At 48.4% G+C, this 19,194-nt stretch carries 16 protein-coding genes and 3 pseudogenes; 12 read left to right on the top strand and 7 right to left on the bottom strand.

Annotated elements, in window-relative coordinates:
- From ACWKX3_RS24050 to ACWKX3_RS24030, 5 genes and pseudogenes are all read left to right on the top strand, one after another.
- Positions 1-265, top strand: a pseudogene (locus tag ACWKX3_RS24050) (hypothetical protein); the annotation flags it as partial.
- Positions 266-286: 21 nt separating this feature from the next.
- Positions 287-649 (top strand): hypothetical protein, encoded by a 363-nt coding sequence (locus tag ACWKX3_RS24045; protein WP_454542652.1) that lies wholly within the window; start codon positions 287-289, stop codon positions 647-649.
- 51 nt (positions 650-700) lie between these two features.
- On the top strand, positions 701-1,048 hold the full coding sequence (locus ACWKX3_RS24040; RefSeq protein WP_454542651.1) for a hypothetical protein: 348 nt from the start codon (positions 701-703) through the stop codon (positions 1,046-1,048).
- The gene (locus ACWKX3_RS24035) at positions 1,045-1,824 is read left to right on the top strand and encodes a site-specific integrase (protein ID WP_454542650.1); all 780 of its coding nucleotides are present in this window, start codon (positions 1,045-1,047) and stop codon (positions 1,822-1,824) included. The genes ACWKX3_RS24040 and ACWKX3_RS24035 overlap by 4 nt, the downstream gene beginning before the upstream one ends.
- Positions 1,825-2,212: 388 nt before the next feature.
- Positions 2,213-2,894: pseudogene (locus tag ACWKX3_RS24030) on the top strand (tyrosine-type recombinase/integrase).
- Positions 2,895-3,185: 291 nt separating this feature from the next.
- On the opposite strand, the gene ACWKX3_RS24025 reads toward ACWKX3_RS24030, so the two are convergent.
- Together ACWKX3_RS24025 and ACWKX3_RS24020 are read right to left on the bottom strand one after the other, a co-directional pair.
- Positions 3,186-4,163 (bottom strand): RepB family plasmid replication initiator protein, encoded by a 978-nt coding sequence (locus ACWKX3_RS24025; RefSeq protein ID WP_273908544.1) that lies wholly within the window; start codon positions 4,161-4,163, stop codon positions 3,186-3,188.
- Between the two features lie 841 nt (positions 4,164-5,004).
- Positions 5,005-5,934, bottom strand: coding sequence for an Rpn family recombination-promoting nuclease/putative transposase (locus ACWKX3_RS24020; RefSeq protein WP_454542649.1), 930 nt, complete (start codon positions 5,932-5,934; stop codon positions 5,005-5,007).
- A 528-nt stretch (positions 5,935-6,462) separates the two neighbouring features.
- Between ACWKX3_RS24020 and ACWKX3_RS24015 the strand changes: the two genes are divergently transcribed.
- Together ACWKX3_RS24015 and ACWKX3_RS24010 are read left to right on the top strand one after the other, a co-directional pair.
- Entirely contained in the window at positions 6,463-7,668 is a 1,206-nt protein-coding gene (locus ACWKX3_RS24015) for an AAA family ATPase (protein ID WP_273908543.1), read from the top strand.
- A complete protein-coding gene (locus ACWKX3_RS24010; RefSeq protein WP_454542654.1) occupies positions 7,665-8,639 on the top strand; it encodes a ParB family protein in 975 nt (324 codons plus the stop codon). Before ACWKX3_RS24015 ends, ACWKX3_RS24010 begins: the two co-directional genes overlap by 4 nt.
- Before the next feature lie 82 nt (positions 8,640-8,721).
- On the opposite strand, the pseudogene umuC reads toward ACWKX3_RS24010, so the two are convergent.
- Positions 8,722-9,690: pseudogene (gene umuC / locus ACWKX3_RS24005) on the bottom strand (translesion error-prone DNA polymerase V subunit UmuC); the annotation flags it as partial.
- Positions 9,691-9,698: 8 nt separating this feature from the next.
- Here umuC and ACWKX3_RS24000 point away from each other — a divergent pair.
- From ACWKX3_RS24000 to ACWKX3_RS23990, 3 genes are all read left to right on the top strand, one after another.
- Positions 9,699-10,328, top strand: a complete 630-nt coding sequence (locus tag ACWKX3_RS24000) for a deoxynucleoside kinase (RefSeq protein ID WP_454542653.1) — start codon at positions 9,699-9,701, stop codon at positions 10,326-10,328.
- 1 nt (position 10,329) lies between these two features.
- Positions 10,330-10,755 (top strand): nucleoside triphosphatase NudI, encoded by a 426-nt coding sequence (gene nudI / locus ACWKX3_RS23995; RefSeq protein ID WP_454542648.1) that lies wholly within the window; start codon positions 10,330-10,332, stop codon positions 10,753-10,755.
- A 316-nt stretch (positions 10,756-11,071) separates the two neighbouring features.
- The gene (locus tag ACWKX3_RS23990) at positions 11,072-12,493 is read left to right on the top strand and encodes a phage tail tip lysozyme (RefSeq protein WP_454542647.1); all 1,422 of its coding nucleotides are present in this window, start codon (positions 11,072-11,074) and stop codon (positions 12,491-12,493) included.
- A 280-nt stretch (positions 12,494-12,773) separates the two neighbouring features.
- Here ACWKX3_RS23990 and ACWKX3_RS23985 read toward each other — a convergent pair whose 3' ends face one another.
- The 4 genes from ACWKX3_RS23985 to ACWKX3_RS23970 form a co-directional block, all read right to left on the bottom strand.
- On the bottom strand, positions 12,774-13,274 hold the full coding sequence (locus tag ACWKX3_RS23985; RefSeq protein WP_454542646.1) for a DUF6622 family protein: 501 nt from the start codon (positions 13,272-13,274) through the stop codon (positions 12,774-12,776).
- Between the two features lie 56 nt (positions 13,275-13,330).
- Positions 13,331-13,837, bottom strand: a complete 507-nt coding sequence (locus tag ACWKX3_RS23980; protein WP_454542645.1) for a helix-turn-helix domain-containing protein — start codon at positions 13,835-13,837, stop codon at positions 13,331-13,333.
- Positions 13,838-14,420: 583 nt separating this feature from the next.
- Positions 14,421-15,365 carry a CAAX protease gene (locus ACWKX3_RS23975; protein WP_454542644.1) on the bottom strand — a complete coding sequence of 315 codons (945 nt, stop codon included), beginning with the start codon at positions 15,363-15,365 and terminating at the stop codon, positions 14,421-14,423.
- A gap of 396 nt (positions 15,366-15,761) precedes the next feature.
- Entirely contained in the window at positions 15,762-16,976 is a 1,215-nt protein-coding gene (locus tag ACWKX3_RS23970; protein WP_454542643.1) for an IS91 family transposase, read from the bottom strand.
- Positions 16,977-17,516: 540 nt separating this feature from the next.
- Between ACWKX3_RS23970 and ACWKX3_RS23965 the strand changes: the two genes are divergently transcribed.
- Together ACWKX3_RS23965 and ACWKX3_RS23960 are read left to right on the top strand one after the other, a co-directional pair.
- Complete coding sequence (locus tag ACWKX3_RS23965) at positions 17,517-18,812, top strand: L-cysteine desulfidase family protein (protein ID WP_454542642.1); 1,296 nt, start codon at positions 17,517-17,519, stop codon at positions 18,810-18,812.
- A gap of 34 nt (positions 18,813-18,846) precedes the next feature.
- Positions 18,847-19,194, top strand: a 348-nt coding sequence (locus tag ACWKX3_RS23960) for an AzlC family ABC transporter permease (RefSeq protein ID WP_454542641.1), incomplete at its 3' end; no start/stop codon positions are given.

The raw sequence follows: 19,194 nt of genomic DNA, 5'->3' as shown, positions 1-19,194 counted from the left end.
CACTGGCCTGCTGACTGGTGGTATAACGCTGACAGGCATCTGGCTGACGCATCTGTTAACGAAGCGAAGAGAACAGCTTAAGTCAGAGGATAAGCTGATAAAGGAGCGGGTTTTTATCGCGACAGAACTGGTGTTTATTCTGGAAAAGTTCGCGGAAACTTGTGCCACTATAGCGACGCACGGAGCTTATGAAAACAGGTACAGTCTTTCCGGGGAAGAGGTTGAACTTCCTGAGATTGATTTCTCTGATGTAAAAGGTGACTGAAGTGTCCTTCCGGCCAGACTGATGTACAGGATACGTGAGCTCCCGGTAATCAAGCAGTCATCAGAGAGGACAATCACCACTGGCTACCGTGCTCCTCCTTATTTTGAGGATGCAACTATTACCCGCCGCTACGAATACACCCGTCTCGGGATCAGGGCTCTCGTTCTTGCCCGCAGCCTGCGCAAACTGGCTAGTTTTATCCAGACCCGTTCCGATGACACTATCTGGCCGGCCAAGAGGGCTCTCATAAAGGTCTGGACGCTGGAAAAGAGAAGGCGCCTGAATATGGAAATGCTCTATGAGCAGGATCTGTTGAGAGCAGATTTAAAACGGAGCGCCAGTAAAACGACGGATAAAAATCACAATAGCGGAGTCAGTTTCTGACTATGTCAACAACAGCCTTAAGCGCCTCACTCTGACAAGAAAGCATAATCAATGAAACCGTATTATCTGAACGATCTGCATGCAAATGAAGCCGCCGATGACATTATTGACCTTCTCAAACTATGTCAGCGGCTTCAGTCTGAAAAGGACGGCCGGGAACGGCCGGCACCCGGAACATATACCCGCGATGAGGATGATTTTGCCGATCGCATCCGTTCCGCATGCGGGCACGCCCTGCAGCTGCGCCGGCTGCTTCCTGTAGCGGCGACCCTGAGCGCCATCGGCGCCGAGATGGAACGCCGTGGAGAAATCAGAGTGCTCCCGGGTGAGGATTACGCGCAGAAGGCCCTGGCACGACTAACAGAGCAATACCTTTCCTCCGGGGACAATAAACAATGATACCGGCAATCCCAGGCCAGGGTGTTTCTTTTTCTGCCGCGCAGCTGCCGGTGGCCATTGACTATCCTGCCGCACTGGCCCTGCGCCAGATGGCGCTCGTTCAGGACGAACTGCCGAAATATCTGCTGGCGCCGGAAGTGAGTGCCCTGCTCCACTATGTACCCGATCTCCACCGCAAGATGTTGCTGGCAACCCTCTGGAACACCGGCGCGCGCATTAACGAGGCGCTGGCGCTGACCCGTAGTGATTTTTCTCTGGCGCCACCCTACCCGTTCGTGCAGCTGGCCACACTCAAGCAGCGGGCGGAGAAAGCGGCCCGAACGGCCGGCCGCTCGCCTGCCGGCAGTCAGGCGCACCGGCTGGTTCCGCTTTCCGATGCGAACTATGTCAGCCAGCTGGAGATGATGGTGGCCACGCTGAAAATACCTCTGGAACGACGCAACAAGCGAAGCGGCAGAACCGAGAAGGCGCGTATCTGGGAGATTACCGACCGGACGGTCCGCACCTGGCTCAGCGAAGCGGTGGAGGCCGCGGCGGCCGACGGGGTGACGTTCTCCGTGTCGGTAACACCGCACACGTTCCGTCATTCCTACGCCATGCACATGCTGTATGCCGGTATTCCACTGAAGGTGCTGCAGAGCCTGATGGGACATAAGAGCATCAGCTCGACGGAGGTGTATACGAAAGTGTTTGCGCTGGATGTGGCAGCCCGACACCGGGTGCAGTTCCAGATGCCTGAGGGTGATGCGGTCGCAATGCTGAAAGGAAATCGATAGGTGCCAGTACGAATTGACTGACGATGTACCAGGCCAGATTTTGCGTCGTGCAACTTCCCCGTTCATTTTTCTTCGCTTTTCCTCGGCTGTCGTTTGTCCTGGCATTACTCCATTTCTCCCAAAAAACCTAAAAATCCCCCTCAGGCCTCGGCATTACTGGCTTCGTGGTGGTTCAGGGGCGAAAAGTGATTCTTTATATGTTTGGTTTTACCCGCAATAATGCAGGATAAGATAACAAAAGGATCCTTTCGCTGCGACTTATTGTGATGGAAGGCTCATGCCCTGAAGTTCAGAATAACTGTATTCATAAACAGTGCGTGCGCTACATGAAAATGAGCCGATGAATAACATCATTCCTCTGCAGAATTAACCAGAACGCGTCTCCCTGATGCCGATCTCCCCGGGAGTTGATTTTGCGACTGCGGTTGCATTCCACCGGATGGCCACCTCAACTGAAGCCACACCGACCTACCTGCTGGCGCCTGAAGTGAGCGCCCTCCTCTTCTATATGCCCGAGCAGCGCCACCACATGCTGTTTGCCACCATGTGGAACACCGGCATTCGTACAGGGGAAGCACGAACTCTTACCCCGGGATTGTTTGATCTGGACGGGTTAAGACTCTTTGTACGGGTTCTGTCAGAAAAGATGCGCGCACGACGTGGGCACCCGCCAAAAGATGAGGTTCGACTTGTCCCGCTGACGGACGGAAAGTTTGTGCGGCTGATGGAGAGCTGGATGGTGACCACGCGGCCCCGTCGGCGCGAGCCGCTATGGACCGTCACCGATAAAACTATGTGCAACTGGCTGAAGCAGATGGTGAAGCGGGCCGGAGAAGACGGTGTGCATTTTTCTATTCCGGTGACGCCGCATACGTTCCGCCACAGCTATATCATGCACATGCTCTATCACCGGCATTATTCAGGCTCTGGTCGGACAAAAGGATCCGCGCTCGATGGAAGTGTATACAAGGGTGTTTGCGCTAGATGTGGCTGCCACGCTTGCCGTGCCGTTTACCGGAGACGAGCATGATGCAGCTGAGATTTTACGGGCACTGTCGCCAATGAAATGACCTTAGTACCCACCACAATTACATAAGCTATGGTGAGCAGCACGCCCAGGACATAAACTGCAAAGAGCAACATAAACTGTGGTGAGTAAAATTATCCTGAAGAGCACCTGTCGCTGCGAGCCAATAATGCTCAGACCGGAGATAAGAGCTTTCTGACAAGTGGTACAAACACACTGACAGGAGATGCCTCGCCACAGCTTATATAAACTATAGTGAGCAAGTTACTCTCCAGAACCAGTAATATAAGCTGTGGTGAGTAGCAACAATACGATTACTCACTACAGTTTATGTTCATGATGTTTTGAACAGCTTCTCCAGATCATCAAGCGTGATACCAAGCTTTTCAAGGACAGCCAGTTTTTCAGCCATTTCCGGACTGACATCCCGCTTCGCCGCCGGCAACTGCGGGTTCTCCGCGCTTTCATCGTTGGGTGCCTTCAGCTTCGGTCGCCGATAATGGATACAGAAAAGCTTTGTCCGGCCGCGCTGAATCTCCGTGTAGTCAAGGTATCCTATGTCACGCAACTGCTCCATGGCACGCCTTACCGTCTGGTTCTGGGAAAAGACAGGAGATTTCAGATTCAGGCGGGCCCGGAGGCGCGCCAGCGAGATAGGAGCCGGATCCCGCGGAAGACTCTCAATAAAGGTATAGAGTGCCTGAGCGGATTCCCTGCGCTTCAGGGCATTGATAGCCTTGAGCTGCAGAAGTACTTTGCGGTCAAACTGATAAAGCTCGAATAAACGCGGATCCGCCTGTAACTGAACCACGTCTTTCTCCGTATCATAGTAGGCAGACTGGACCAGGTGAGTGATGTACTCTTTGGTGTGCTTTTCGGTAGTGCGGGAAAAAGAAATCACGGTGCCCGCGATCCGTTTAAGCGAGGGACTGATGCGCTCCCGAAGTTTACGGGACGACTGGCTTGAAGGGATACCACATAACTTAGCAAACTCGACGAACGGAAGTTCCACTTTATCGCCGATAACCTTATGTCGGGCAAAGGAATGGACGATCCCGACCCAGGTTTTGAAATCATTATCCATATCAAGCCGTGGGCCAGTGATCTCTACCTTATCAAAACCTTCAGCTCTGGCAAGGGAAAGGCGTGTCAGCTCTTCCGTAGCATCCGTACGAGAAAGCGTATTCTTTTTACTATTTTTCAGTGACTTGAGCGTGGGAACGAAAACACCAAGCCGCATCAGCGCCACGGGCTGAACTGTGTTACTGCCATTAGGCGTGAGGTTAACTATTTCACCGGAGGATTTATCCACCTCTTCAAACAGTTTTTTTATGTCCAGATTGTCCTTGTCCAGATAGCCTCCGGGCGGTGGAAAAGTAAAGAGTAAAAATGCTGATTGCTGACCTGTAATAGCCGTAAGGCCCGCTACAAGTGCATTCATGTTATACACAACCCAGGGCAAATTTCTGGGCTTAATACATACTGTAGTTTATGTTCCTGACTCATTACAGCATATCCTTTGCATGATACAGCTTATTGTATACCAGTTACAGCTTATGATTATCCCACTACAGCTTATGTGATCATCCCCCAGGAACAGAGCTGACACGGGCTGCAGCGATCCGGGGATCTTATATGGATCTTATATGGATCAATTTGAGGATCTTATTGCTGGATCGAAGAGCTGTATATGTGGATAACCAACTGAAGTAAAACCGATAAAATATGCATTTTCGGTGATCAAACACAGGCGCGTACCACCCCATTTTAACAACGATGATATTGCGCTTCCTCGCCAGTTCGCTCGCGCTGCTCGGTCACAAGGCTGCGGCGAGCACTGCTTATATTCTGGCTGCAGCGTGACACTCACAGGATGCGCTGGTAAAAACGAAAGATATGCACTGGAACTATCGTCTGCTCAGTGAAAAGGAATGATCCGGCCGGGATGTTATGGGATTTAGCACAAGGGTGAAAAGCATTTATCTCTTACGGGTAAATCTCGATGTCGCTTTTGACGACAATAGCTGACAGTGCATTAGACGGGGGGCGAAGTTGTTTAATCGCTGTTGCTGTCAGGGACTGCCTGAGGAGGTTGCCTCCCTGCCCCACCAGTTGACGCTGATGGCCTGACAGGGAGTGACAGTAAAAGGGGATTAGTGGCGGATCTGCGCCAGATCGTCTTCAGTCAGCCCAGTCATTTTCATTACAGTGATACGGTCGATGCCGTTCTGCAGCATGGTACGGGCAACTTCCAGCTTTCCTTCCAGCTTGCCTTCATTGCGACCTTCCTGCCTGCCTAGCTGGATACCCTTCTGTATGCCTTTCTGTTCGAGCTGTTGTGCGATGGTCATGAGTGCATCTCCGTGTTGCGGCAAACGCTGTGCCAGTTCGCGTACAAAGGCTTCGGCGTCGGATGTTTCGCCTGCCTGCACTATATAGTGTACCAGCGATATTACCTGTGATGAAGACAGATATCCGGCCAGCAAGATGGGCACCAGCCGGTCAACCAGCTCTGCCAGATCCCGCTGATGAATATGTTTCTGCAGTAACGTCAGTGCGGCCATGCTGCGATGACCAGCAATTTCATCATCCGGAATGACCGTAACGTCTACCAGCGGGAAGGCGCTGCTGTAGAGTTTGCCAGCCAGGGCCGGATCGTCAAATTCATCCAGCCAGCGGGTGGAGTATGGATACGGACTGCGCTTACCCGTATAGAACAGCACCGGTATTACCAGTGGCAGTTTTTTATGCCCTGCCTCCAGGTGGCGCTGCATGGCGGCCACAGCATAGCGTATCATGCGGAAAGCCATATGTTTGTCCGGCGTTGACTGATGCTCGATTAGAACATGAATATATCCGTCGCCGGCTGTAGTTTTCAGGCTATACAGAACGTCGCTGAAATACTGGCGGAGATCATCCTCAACGAATGAGCCGGATTCCAGCTTCAGCGTGCTGAGATTGCAAACAGCACGCAGCTCTGCAGGCAGATGAATTTCCATGAAATCCCTGGCAACATCCAGTTGCGTAAGGAAATGCCTGAACGTGGCATCATGGGGAGTGGGTGTGCTGTTTTTCTTTTTCATCAGCCTGGCTCTGAGAATTTACCCGGATATGTTATCACAGCTCGAAACAAGCTAGTATTTGCGGTGAAAGGAATTGCATTCCTTCAGGGGGCCGTTCCGGGGTGGTTCGGCTCCCTTCTCTTACCGGTGTTATGTGTTGCAGGCGCGAATTATCATCCTTTTAGAAGCTCCAGCCCTGCATGCTGTTTCTGCCAGCGATTCTCTTTGGCCTGACACCGAGTGCGTATCATTTCGTGTTTCAGCCCATTGGCTATCTTTTCACGCTATTAGCTCCGTGTTTTCGCCTGGTTACTGACTTCCGCTGATGTCATTGCTGATCCTGTTAGTTATTTCTTACGACTGCAGCAAGCACATCCATCGTGACTCCACTTACCGTCTTGATGAGTTCTGATGACTAAAGTTGCTGCAATCTTCAGAACGTTAGCGTTCGAATTGAAGAAATTTGAGCTTTAGCAACAAATAAAGAATTTTTTCTTGAATTATGATGTTTTTTGTTCAAAATGATAAAAAACATCATAAAGGCATGTTATGAAAAATATCGATCAGTTGACAAAAGTTGCTGCAAGAGCGCACAAAATGTTACTCGCTCTTAGCGAGCACATTCAGCAACAAAAAGAAGAGTTTCAGCTTAACGATTTTTATCAGGTATACAGTAAGGCCTCACTATACAAACTCCCTAAACTTAGCAAAGGAAGTGTTGAATACGCCGTAAGTGAAATGGAGGCTCAGGGGTATGTTTTTAACAAACGACCTTCAGGCAACACGATGAAGTATGCAATGACACTACAGAATGTCATTGATTTATATCATCATCGTGGGGTGCCTAAGTATCGTGATCGTCATCATGAGGCTTTCTGCATTTACGTTGCAAACCTTAAAGGTGGTGGTTCTAAAACTGTTTCAACGGCCTCTTTAGCGCATGCTCTCAGAGCGCATCCACACTTGCTGTATGAAGATCTGAGAATACTTGCAATCGATTTTGATCCACAAGCTTCATTAACCATGTTCTTAAGTCATCGGAATTCTGTTGGTCTCGTAGAAACAACGGCTGCTCAGGCGATGCTTCAAAACGTCAGCCGCGAGGAGCTTATTTCTGATTTTATCGTTCCGTCAGTGGTTCCGGGAGTGGATATTATCCCTGCTTCTATCGATGATGCTTTCATCGCGGAGAGATGGAAAGAACTCTGTTCTGAACATCTGCCCGGACAGAATGTGCATGCAGTCTTGAAAGAAAACATAATCGAGAAGCTTAAAAATGATTATGACTTTATCCTTGTAGACACAGGACCGCATCTGGATGCTTTTCTTAAAAATGGTATAGCTGCTGCAGATCTGCTCTTAACTCCTCTTCCCCCCGCAACTGTAGACTTCCATTCATCATTGAAGTTTGTTGCAAGTTTGCCTGCATTAGTCGAGAGCATCGAAGCCGAAGGTCAGCAATGTAATTTAATCGGTAATATCGGCTTTATGTCCAAGCTCTTAAATAAGAGCGATCACAAAATCTGTCATAGCCAGGCAAAGGAAGTTTTCGGAGCTGACATGCTTGATGTTGTGTTGCCCAGACTGGATGGTTTTGAACGGTGCGGAGAAACATTCGATACCGTAATTTCCGCTAATCCAGCAACGTATGACGGTAGCGCAGAGGCATTAAAAAGTTCCAGAATTGCTGCCGAAGATTTTGCGAAGGGTGTGTTTGATCGCGTGGAATTTATCAGAACGAATAAGGAGGCCTGATGTCTGGTCACAGAAAAACAATTGGCAGAAATTTTAATTCTCAGGCAACGGTTGAATCGTCTACTTCTGGGTTACAGGTTCAGTATTTTACATTGAAGACCGGACGAAAAGTTAAATTCACTTTAGTTACCGTTCCTGCGGCTGAGGTAGCTGAAAAAACGTTTGTGCGACAGGAAACGAATGGACGTGATCAATCTGCACTAACCAAAGATTCTTTAAAAGACATTACCCGGACCATTAGATTCCAGCAGTTCTTTGCCTGCATAGGGGTTATGGATGGCGAAAAAATTGAGATCCTCGATGGTTCCAGAAGGCGCGCTTCGGCAATTGAAGTTCATACTGCCCTCAATGTTATGGTCACATCCGATAAACTCACGGCTGAAGAAGCAAGACAGCTTGCAAAAGATATTCAGACTGCGAAGGAACATAACATTCGTGAGATTGGATTACGCTTGCTCTCTCTTAAAGAGTCAGGGCTAAACCAGAAAGAAATAGCAGAGCAGGAAGGTCTGTCTCAGGCCAAGGTCACTCGCGCTATTCAGGCGGCGACAGTACCACAAGAACTGATATCTCTGTTCCCGGTGCAGTACGAGTTATCCTTTTCAGACTATAAAAATCTCTCAGAACTCAATGATCGACTTAAAGAAAAAAGTATTGAGTATTTTCAGCTCATTGAGTGTATTTCCTCGCAGCTTGATGTTTTAGCGGCTGACGACCGTCTTCAGGAGGATGAAAAGAAAGCAGCAATTCTTAAATTGATTGCTAAAGGCGCTGCTTCTTTGATCGCTGAACCTCCAAAGGAAAAAACAATTGTGTCCTCGCTGTGGAAATTTGCTGATAAAGATAAGTTTGCACGTAAGCGTGTTAAAGGGCGAAGCTTTACTTACGAGTTTAATCGCCTGCCTAAAAATCTACAGAATGAAATTGATTCAGCAATTCAGGATGTTTTGAAGCGGCATTCATGCGAATAAGTTCGCCATGATGATTTCACACCTAAGTATCTAATTTATAGGATTTTGGTGTGAGAATTTCAGTGTGAAATCGCCAAGAACTTCAGGAAATTTTAGCAACAGGAATCTCCTTCCAGCGTGTAGTATAAGCGGGAGAAAGCATCTCCCGCTTCATCTGCCATTCTTGTGCCACTCCCCGTCCTGCAAACCACACTTTTCCCAGTCCTGAATGGTTAATGCCGTCCACGACTTTCATCAGCTGGTTACTGTTGCTCCGGGGCTGAGTATCATCGAAGAGGTTCAGCTGCGAAACCCCGGTAGGAGTGAAATCATTGAGCATGCAACCTGCTTTTGCATATCGATGGCCATTCACCCAGATCCGATCCAGTGCTTTCACCGCTGCGGCTATGATGTCCCGGGTATCCTGCGAGGGAGTCATCAGCTTTTCACTGGCCACATTCCCGTAATACGGTTCGTTCACAGCGAACGGTGACGTCTTCACAAAAACGGCAATATGCCTGCAGAACTGACGCTCGCCGCGCAGCTTTTCAGCTGCACGCTCAGCGTACTGACAAACTGCCTGGCGCATGGCTTCATACGTCATGACACGCTCCCCAAAGGACCGGCTACAGACAATCTGCTGTTTTGGCGGAGGCGCTTCTTCAAGCGAAATACAGCTTTCTCCGTTGAGTTCCCGAACGGTTCTCTCCAGCACAACGCTGAAATTTTTCCTGATAAAGACAGGGTTCGCGCGCGCCAGCTGCAGTGCAGTTGTTATCCCCATTGTGCTCAGTTTCTTTGAGATCCTGCGGCCAACACCCCAGATTTCCTCCACAGGCTGCAATGACAACAGTTTCTCCGTCCGCTTTGGATTGCCTGAAGTCAGAGCAAGCACGCCCCCAAACTGCCGCCATTCCTTAGACGCCCATTGTGCGCTTTTAGCCAGTGTTTTGGTCGGTCCCATGCCCACACCGATGGTCAGTCCTGTACCTGAACGAACGTGCTCACGCAGCTGCCGGCCGAAGTCCTCAAAATTAATGCAGCGGTCTATGCCGCGAAGCGACGCGAAAACCCTTATACATATGCCTGTCTGGTAATTCTGGCGTGGGGAAAAGTACTCTTCTCAGGCACCTGTCGACGGCATTATTTAAGGGCGATCCGGAAACCATCGCGATAGACGAAAAAAGTGTCCACCATTCTCTCCTTCCTTATCTTTTTGATGACACCAGCAACTACGGTTATCTTATCCAGCTCAATTTTATGATACAACGCGCGCTGCTGATTAAATCCTGGCTGGATAAAGGGTTTAACCTCATAATGGAGAGATCCCACATTGAGGATTATATCTTTATCAACTTCATGCTGAAGTCTGAATATATTAGTAAAGCGCAGCATGATGCATACATGGTGCTGTGGGCCAGAATTAATGAATTGCTGACTGAGCCAGACATTATCGCTTTCATTGATTATCCCGTCGAACATTCACTCATGCATCTCAATGATGATGAAATTCACGGTGTACGGCCGGAGGAATTTCCCGATGAGACCCTGAAGGAAAAATGGATCACAGGGTGGCATGCGGAATATCAGCATCTTACCGATGATCTTCCGGTACACCTTCGTGAGCGGATTATGGTGTGCGATCACCCGGATGACATTGACGTTTTTTCTGATAAGGTTATTCAGAAAGCCATAATGTTGAGGACATGAAATGCGCCAGCGAGTAATAGTGTGCCCAGTGATACAAAATGAAGGTGAGTTTCTGCTTTGTAAAATGGCCTCCAATCGTGGGGTATTCCCGGGACAATGGGCGCTGCCTGGCGGCGGAATGGAACCCGGCGAGACGATGGAAACTGCACTGAGGCGTGAAATCAGGGAAGAACTAGGCGAAGCACTGCTTATCGCAGACGTTAACCCCTGGGCCTTTCGTGATGATGTCCGTACTAAAACGTACCCGGATGGTACCACAGAAGATATTTACATGATTTACCTCATCTTTGACTGTATCAGTACAAACCGGACAATTACGTTTAATGAGGAATTTCAGGATATTGCTTGGGTATCTCCTAACAACCTGAAAAAAATGGATTTAAATGAAGCGACCCGGATCACCTTTGCCCGGAAAGGTCTCCTTTAGGTTCTGGTCTTTATACAAAAAGCTGAGCTGCTGATGAGCAGGACGAGACGCCGTAGGATCGCGGCTTTCGTCATACTGGGGTTCTGTGCCGGAACCACCGAAATTCCGGCACAATGAATTAGGTACTGCGGGAGCATTGCCCTCCCTGTTGTGCCAGTTTGATAAAGAAATGTGAGCTAAATCACAAATAATTCACTTTCCTCCTGTTTCTCGCGATTGATTGATACGGCATTGAATATTGAAGGCGTTATTTTTATTAAAAGCCTTTTCGATTTTCGAAGGTGTTATCAATCTACGTTGAAAGGATGTTGATACGATGGGACAAAAAGAAACAGCAACACAAATCTGGAATTATTTAGTTGGATGCGGGTGGTCTAAGACAGCCGTAGCTGCTCTTCTTGGAAATATGCAATCTGAAAGTGGAATAATCCCGGACAGATGGGAAAATGATGATGTAGGTAATTTGAATGGCGGATATGGCCTTGTTCAATGGACCCCGGCAACCAATATTATAGACTGGGCTGATTTTAATGGTCTGGACTATAAAGATGTTTTTACCCAATGTAAACGGATTGAGTGGGAAGTTGAAAATAATCAACAATTCATTTGTCCATCCATGACCTTTTACCAGTTTAAAGTCAGTACAGATTCGCCTGAAAACCTGGCGAGTATTTTTATAAAATATTATGAAAGACCCGCTAATCCGGACCAGCCTGTCAGGGCTCAACAGGCAAGATACTGGTATGATTTACTTGAAGGTGTTAACCCTGTTCCGGCAGTAAAAGTTGTGGACTGGTTTAATAAAAACAGAGGGCACATTACCTATTCTATGGATGGTTCTCGAACAGGCACTGACGGTACCGCAGATTGTTCGGGGAGCATAACTATTGCCGTAAAAGAGTCAACCGGCATACCCTATGAGTACGTATATAACACAGTAACCCTGGGCGGTTATCTGTCGAAATGTGGATACACACGCATCCTGATAGGTGATTCAGGTGGCTCTAATTTGAATCAAATTCAGGATGAGGATATTATTCTTTTATCCTGTGGAAGTTCCATGGCTGACTCAGGAGGTGCAGGTGGACATACTGGTGTCATTAGTAGAAACAGTAAAAATATCACCTCAACTTGTTACTATACTCAGGGTGAAAAAAATACTGCTATACAAGATCTTCCACTAAACGCAGCCTATCTGACTTACAATTCGTTCAAATACTATGAAATCTGGCGCCCTTCAGGTACGCCAAATCCAGGCCCGACTCCCTCTGAGTTCTCCACAGACGTTCATTACGGTTTGCGGGTTCTTGGCGGTTCCTGGTTAGGGGAGGTTACCAACTTTAATAATGTCGATTATAATGGCTTCGCAGGCCTTCCTTATAATAAACATGACATGCTATATATTAAAGTTGACAAGGGGACATTGAGATATCGTACCCACTCTGCTGAAAGTGGCTGGCTGTCATGGGTGAGTCAGGGGAATCCTAATGACCCTGTAAATGGTTGTGCAGGAAACCCCGGGGAAGCCATTGATGGTGTGCAGATTTATTACACTACACCTTCAGGAGAAACGCTTTCGCAGAGCTATTATCGTTCTCAAACTACGGCACGAACCGGATGGCTAAATACATGCTGTGATGATGGTACATCGATACCCGGCTTTGATGGTTGGGCTGGTATGTTTGGCGAACCTCTTGACCGTCTACAAATCGGTATTTCAACAAAAAATCCATTTTAGGTTTTCTTTCTGACAAATAGCTTTCCTGCCACATTAGTTGATCAACTAATGTGGCAGTTACCTGTAGCGGCTCGCAATAGAAACTTCATCGACTCGCAATCAGCGCAAATTTTGGCTCACATTAACTGCAACTAAATCGGGGGCGGACTCACAGTAACTGTAAATGGACTTGCATTTATCGCCGCTGGCTCGAAATAAAAATATCTGGACTCACGCTAAGTGAACGGACAACAGTTGATTGCGGGTCGGTGGGATTTCTATTACAGGCAGTTACGGTTAATCATCTTTTGCTGTACCAGGGTATGAAAAGTCTCAGGGTTCCCCCCCAGAATACGCCATCAACAAGCCCAGTCACACCGCCAAACAACATACAAAAACTTGCGGATGATCCTAATCCGGGCTGCAGATAAATGGCCGAGGTAAGGATAAACTTCATACAAAAAGCAATCACAATCAGTCCCAGGGTCAGCGGTGTCCCGGCCCTAATAATCATACCCGGATTATCTGAATTTCTCAGCGGTGGCTGTGAGCGCCACAACTTGTATCCAATAGCAGTTCCTGCAAGCAGTCCTGCTGCCATCATTGTAAGACTTACGCCAGCCAGTTTTGTCTCGGTGATAACCCCATATACTCCCCAGACAAGAAAAAGCACCGGAAGAAAAAACAGCCGCCCGGTTGTCATCTCCCGGTCATAAAGAGCAGCAAAACCGCGTCGCAGCAAAAAAGCCAGCAGGATCCATACCCAGACGGGAGTGTCTTTTAAAAAAAGTGCGTTATCCATAATTTGTCCCGGTTACGAAAGTTAATCTTTTTCAGTTCAGGTGAATCAGCACGCCATCACCGTTCAGTGGTTTTGTTATCCGGTCTTTTATTTCCTGACCGAAGAATTTTCTGCAACCTGCGTTGTTGCCATAAAGCGATTTCCCCCCGCATGATAAACACTCTTATTCCCCTGAATATGACAAGTCCTCCCCATATACCAGTGACCACAACGGACCAGTAACTTTTCGGGGTAAATAAATAGTTAGTTATCATTAATGCGGTGCATACCAGAACAGCAGTCACCAGAATCCGATAAAACCGGGTTTCCTGCGCTACCTGAGTTTTGGCTTCGCTGATGCGTTCATCAAGAGCCTGGCTGGCGACGTAATTCTCTTCCGAGAGATCAGAGACATTTACATCAAAGGCTGAAGCAATCGCGCTGAGTGTTTCCAGACTCGGCTTCTGGCCTTTTTCAGTCCGCTGCACGGTCCTTACAGAAACAGAGGCGACCTCAGCCAGTTGTTCCTGTGACCATGCCTTTTTCAGACGGTATGTTTTCACCTTTTCAGCGACAGTCATCATTGTTCCCGTTCTCTGCAATGCTTGTGATAATACTTGCGTATCAATCCGGTACTGTATACGACACCACCATGACAGCAAGCCGACACGCCAGTGACATCAGGTCGGAATCCGGCACAGGACGGGCCTGGTAAGGACCAAAAGATACAGTTATGCCTGGCAATGGAAACAGGATACCAGACGGGGGAGGAACCGATAACTGCCGTACTGTTATCCAACCTGCGCGGCTGAGGTGCATGGCAGAATGCTGGCGGTCGGTCTGCAGATATGACGAAGTTGATTTGCAGTTATTGTGAGCCCGGCGGAATGGATTGCGAGCCCATTATCACTTAATGTGAGTCAGTGGCGTTTTTCATTTGCAGTTAATGTGAGCCGAAATATGCGCTGATTGCGAGTCGGCGGGATTTCGATTGCGAGCCGCTACAGGTAGGTAGCCGTTCCTGAAGGAGATGCCTCCCTGCTCCACCAGTTTACGCTGATGGCCAGACAGAGAGAACCAGGAAAAGATGGGTAGCGGGAGATCAAGTAGCCGCTGACATGCGAACCCCCTTCATTAGCGTCTCGCTTCCGCTAAAGCTATGTACTTTCACCTCAATTTATAGAAAACACAGGCCTCATTTTGCAGCATCATAGGCACCGTTTCTTTTCCACCATTTGTCTGAAGCATTAATTGACCAAGCAGCCCTGGCGTAGCTATGTTTGGTACCTGATAGTTAAGATTTGTATAAATGGATAGCTCTGCAGTGGAGCAGATCCTGCGGGCATTTTCATACATACCCCACGCAGTCAAAGCGCGGTTAGTTACGGGACTGATCGCGGTTATGATCTTTTCGATTAGATTGATTTTTTCACGAATTGATTCAATTGCAGTCTGTTTATCTACAGTTTTAATTTTTATCCAGATACAGTCATGATGAAAAAGTCTATTGCGGTAGTCTCTTATTTCTTTAAGTAGATTCAGTATCTTACGACGGGCTTCAACGGGTTTGTTATCAATTTCGCTTAGCCTTCTCAGAGCTTTTGGAAGAGAGTTAGGCCAAAGGAAATCATTTTTTTTTGAGTTATCGTCTGTATGAAGCGCCTCAAGAAAAACATTTTCCCATGTGGAAAATGTGGTCGCTGCAATAATATCATCATGTGAAAAAACTGGTGGCGTCGTTGTTATTTGCGATGGATGGCTTAAACCAAGGCGAGCGACCTCTTTGGCTTTCCATTTTTTTAATAAGCCCCGTTCAGCCTCTCTGATGCAGTTGATGAACTTATCGTGATTGTCTTTCGTCGTATCATACGAGATGGTATCCCACCACCGTTCACCAAATCTTGTACGAGCTGTTTTATCAACAGAATTCCTGAGAACCAGTTCTAGTTGCTGCACAAGTGGATAGAGTGAGGCAGCTGCGTTCTGGATCCACAGACTAAATCCATACTTTTCCAAATCGGTGTGAACGTTAAAGATAGCTGGAACGCTTGCAAGCCTTGCTGTTGATAGTAGTGAAAGTACAGGTTTGTAATCATTGATTCTTTGAGGCATTTAATCTCCTGTTCAGGGGCTACCCTGTCTCGCTTTCTATGCACATTGACGTACCAATAATACTACGCTATTATGATTTCATAACGTTAGCCAGTGTTGAATCATCCCCCATGTTTCATGGGTTCTAGTGAAGGCACATCCGGCAAAAGAATTGAAGGACCCCGGCTCTGCTGGGGTTTTTCGCATCTAAAGAACGCAAATCTCTATCATCCCTTCTCGAAGTCCAATAACTTTAACTCATCCTTGATGGTTAGGAATTTCAATCGCCTGTCGATCGCTTCCTGACCATGAGCATAGCGACCGGGCGAGCACCATTCTGCCATCCGCTCTGACCGGTTGGGCTGTCTTCATTCGTTTTGCTTCTTTTTTATTCAAAACACCCGTTTCCGGGCGCACTTATCCTGCAGTCTGTGACAGCAGCCATCGTTTACGGTCGATATTATGCAGCCTTTCTGCCACGAGTTCAGACGCATGCCTGCCGGCCTGTGCACTGACAAAACGCAGGCGGTTGCCGCACAGGATGCATTTGTACGGGGCCGTGCGCAGGAACCCCTTCATCAGCGCGGCGAAGCCCGGCTGCTCCGGTTTTTTCCGCACTTCCATCTCCAGGGCTTCATACACCTTCGGCAGTAGCTCGCCCCGTTTCCGGTTGGATAAAAATCCGTAGTAGCGCACCATCTTAAAGTGCTTCGCCGGGAGATGACTGATATAGCGCCCGATCATCTCTTCCTGGGTCAGCGTCTGCTGCCGGTACTGGTGCGTCCGGTGGTCATAATAGTGGTGCACCACGGCACCGCCGCTGTAGTGCCTCAGCTTCACTGCTGACACCGGTGGTCGCTTCAGGTACCGGCCAAGGTATTTGACGTTCTTCCAGGCACCCCGGGTCTTCTTCGCGAAATGGACCTTCCATCGGCGTCCGTACTGCGCCTGCAGATAGCGCTGCCACTGCTTCTTATCGCGGATATGCCCCAGCCCCGGCAGGCTGCCGGGGTTAATCAGGTTATAGCTGTGGCGCAGCAGGCGGGTGACCGCCCCGCGCCAGATTTTCTCCACGGCATGCTTCTTAAAGAAGATATCGCGCCAGACACCGTGTTTAATATCGAGGCCGCCACGGGTGACGGACAGATGAATGTGCGGATGCCGGTTGAGTTGACGGCCGTAGGTGTGCAGGGCACAGAAGATACCGACCTCAACACCCTGTTTACGCGCCCACCGGAGTATAGCCCGGGTGGCAGCCCGGAACAGGGCGTTGAGGAGTGGCCAGTTGTTGTTGAAGAAGGGCCACAGCAGGTGGGGCATGGTGAAGGTGATATGCTGCCAGTCGCAGTCGGGAAGGATATGGCTCTGCTGCGACACCCACTGCTCCGTAGCTTTGAAGCCGCAGGCGCTGCAGGCTTTTGACTTACAGCTCTGGCAGAAGAAGCGGCTATGGGGGCAGTCTGATGATGAACAGCAATAGCGACGAACGCCCATTTCCGTGGTGCCACAGGCGAGCATGCGCTCGACACAGAGACGGGTCCAGGGAGTGACGCTGTCGCCGAATTTTTCGAGGCACTTATTCCAGCCGTCATCGACGGTGAAGAGCAACTTTGCGGGACGTGGAATATACATGACGCAGAGTATAAAACGGAGCTCAGGGCATGAACACCATCGGAACGGCAGAGCCGTGACGCTCGCCCTGCAAGGGCGCTACGTTCGGCCTGTTCCCGTATAATCTTATTGCTTTCCTGAATTAATCATCTCCCCTGTCTGATCTGTCTGTTGCCATGCCAGTACGGCTACCCGTCAATACGGCTCTCGCTGTACGCTTACACTTAAAATGACCATTTAAACGATAATTTTTCCAAAATTGCATCTCTTCGCTGAATAAGAATGAGAATCGCTATCTGCCAGAAGAGAAAATATTTCTATCATTTATAGTGTGAACTGGATCACCACTCTATTAATATTTTTCATTACAGAAATCACTAATTATATGTTTTTAAATAAAAAAATTAATCAGAGTAATGTTTGGACACATTTTGGAATGGGTGTTAATAGAGAATATTTTTCTAAATACTTTTAACTTATATTGTTTTTTTGGGAAAATATTCTCTGATTTTTTCCTCATACTAACCTCAGTTAATTAATTGAATTAATGGGGTTAGTGATATGTCAGAACTAAATGATGATGTTTTTCTGCAATGGCTTAAAAAAGAAGTCAGGCCTGCGCTGGGATGTACAGAACCGGTTGCAATAGCATTTGCTGCCGCTACAGCCTGCAAATACCTGAATGAACCCTGTATCAGTATTAAAGGCTTTATTTCTGAAAATCTTTATAAAAACGCCATGGGGGTCACGATTCCTGGTACCTGTTGCACAGGCGTTGCAATGGCGGCTGCTGTGGGTGTGTACGGAGGTGACCCAGATACAGGACTAGAAACCCTCAGGGGACTCACGGACGTACAAACGAAGCAGGCACAGGAAATGGTCAACAATAGACGGGTGAATATTTCCGCGCAGGATACCCCCGACTTTATCCATATCGACCTTACAGCAACTGGGGCCGTTAACAGCTGTCGGGTGGTTATAAAAAAAAGCCATACCCGTATTGAAGAACTTTATATTAATGAAAAGCCAGTGACTCTGGTACCACAAGCAGATGAGAAGGACGCTGAGGCTTCACCGCAAAGTTTTTCTATTGAGGATGCGTTTAATTTCATCACGACGGTTTCTCTGGAAAAGATTGAGTTTATGCTGGAGGCGGCTCGCCTTAACGCTGCGTTGTCTCAGGAAGGCCAGCGAATACCTTATGGGCTGAATATCGCGGGTACACTGGCTACCACCATCAGGCAGGGCCTGATGAGCGATGACCTTCTGTCACGCATACTGATCAAAACGGTAGCCGCATCAGATGCCAGGATGGGAGGTGCTGCGGTGACTGCCATGTCTAACTTTGGTTCAGGTAACCAGGGGATCGCGGCGACAATGCCGGTAGTAGTTCTTGCTGATGAGCTGAAAAGCAGTCGGGAGGAACTTATCCGGGCGCTGGCATTATCCCACCTGGTTGCTATTTCTGTTCATGCCCGCTACACGCGGCTTTCCGCTCTGTGTGCTGCCTCAACTGCGGCAATGGGTGCCGCTGCAGGAATGGCCTGGCTGTTCACCCGCGATCTGAGTGTAATCCAGGCAACCATCATTAATATGGTCAGCGATGTCAGTGGGATCATCTGCGATGGAGCATCCAACAGTTGCGCCATGAAGGTTTCCACCGCCACGATGAGTGCATTCAGGTCAGTGCTCATGGCCCGGCAGGGAATACAGGTCAGCCCTCACGACGGGATTGTGAGTCACAATGTGGAACAAACGATAGATAATCTGAGCCGGCTGGTTGTTAAAGCCATGCCCGCCACTGACAGGGAAATCATCCACATAATGACGGAAAAGGCCGCACTGACACACAGTTGAGTCCATGCATGCAAACCCGTCCAGGAGACAGATAATGAATAAAAAGGCGATAATTTTACGGGGGGTGAGCGCTGTCATGCCCCTGTGTATTGGCGATTTCCCGTTTTCGTTTATCGTTGGCGCACTCAGCGTAAGCCTGGGAATGAGTGTCTGGCAGAGCACCGCATGGTCATGTATTGTGATTGCCGGTTCAGCACAAATGCTGGCGTTAAATATGCTAAAAACTGGAACCAGCCTTGGCGTAATTATTTTTACCACCTTCGTTATAAACCTACGCCATGTTTTATACAGTGCGTCTATGGCAGGGAAAATAAGGGATGCCTCTTTTTTGAAAAAATGTTTTATGTCCTATGCCCTGACAGATGAAGTATACGCTACCACT

Source organism: Enterobacter sp. UPMP2052, assembly GCF_053709675.1.
Note: the sequence above shows the minus strand (reverse complement) of the source record. Positions and strands in the feature narration are given on the sequence as shown.

Coding starts and splice junctions, on each gene's coding strand:
- nudI (WP_454542648.1), top strand. CDS start 10,330: ATGCGCCAGCGAGTAATAGTGTGCCCAGTGATACAAAATGAAGGTGAG.
- ACWKX3_RS24040 (WP_454542651.1), top strand. CDS start 701: ATGAAACCGTATTATCTGAACGATCTGCATGCAAATGAAGCCGCCGAT.
- ACWKX3_RS24015 (WP_273908543.1), top strand. CDS start 6,463: ATGAAAAATATCGATCAGTTGACAAAAGTTGCTGCAAGAGCGCACAAA.
- ACWKX3_RS24035 (WP_454542650.1), top strand. CDS start 1,045: ATGATACCGGCAATCCCAGGCCAGGGTGTTTCTTTTTCTGCCGCGCAG.
- ACWKX3_RS23965 (WP_454542642.1), top strand. CDS start 17,517: ATGTCAGAACTAAATGATGATGTTTTTCTGCAATGGCTTAAAAAAGAA.
- ACWKX3_RS23985 (WP_454542646.1), bottom strand. CDS start 13,274: ATGGATAACGCACTTTTTTTAAAAGACACTCCCGTCTGGGTATGGATC.
- ACWKX3_RS23970 (WP_454542643.1), bottom strand. CDS start 16,976: ATGTATATTCCACGTCCCGCAAAGTTGCTCTTCACCGTCGATGACGGC.
- ACWKX3_RS23975 (WP_454542644.1), bottom strand. CDS start 15,365: ATGCCTCAAAGAATCAATGATTACAAACCTGTACTTTCACTACTATCA.
- ACWKX3_RS23980 (WP_454542645.1), bottom strand. CDS start 13,837: ATGATGACTGTCGCTGAAAAGGTGAAAACATACCGTCTGAAAAAGGCA.
- ACWKX3_RS24020 (WP_454542649.1), bottom strand. CDS start 5,934: ATGAAAAAGAAAAACAGCACACCCACTCCCCATGATGCCACGTTCAGG.
- ACWKX3_RS23990 (WP_454542647.1), top strand. CDS start 11,072: ATGGGACAAAAAGAAACAGCAACACAAATCTGGAATTATTTAGTTGGA.
- ACWKX3_RS24045 (WP_454542652.1), top strand. CDS start 287: ATGTACAGGATACGTGAGCTCCCGGTAATCAAGCAGTCATCAGAGAGG.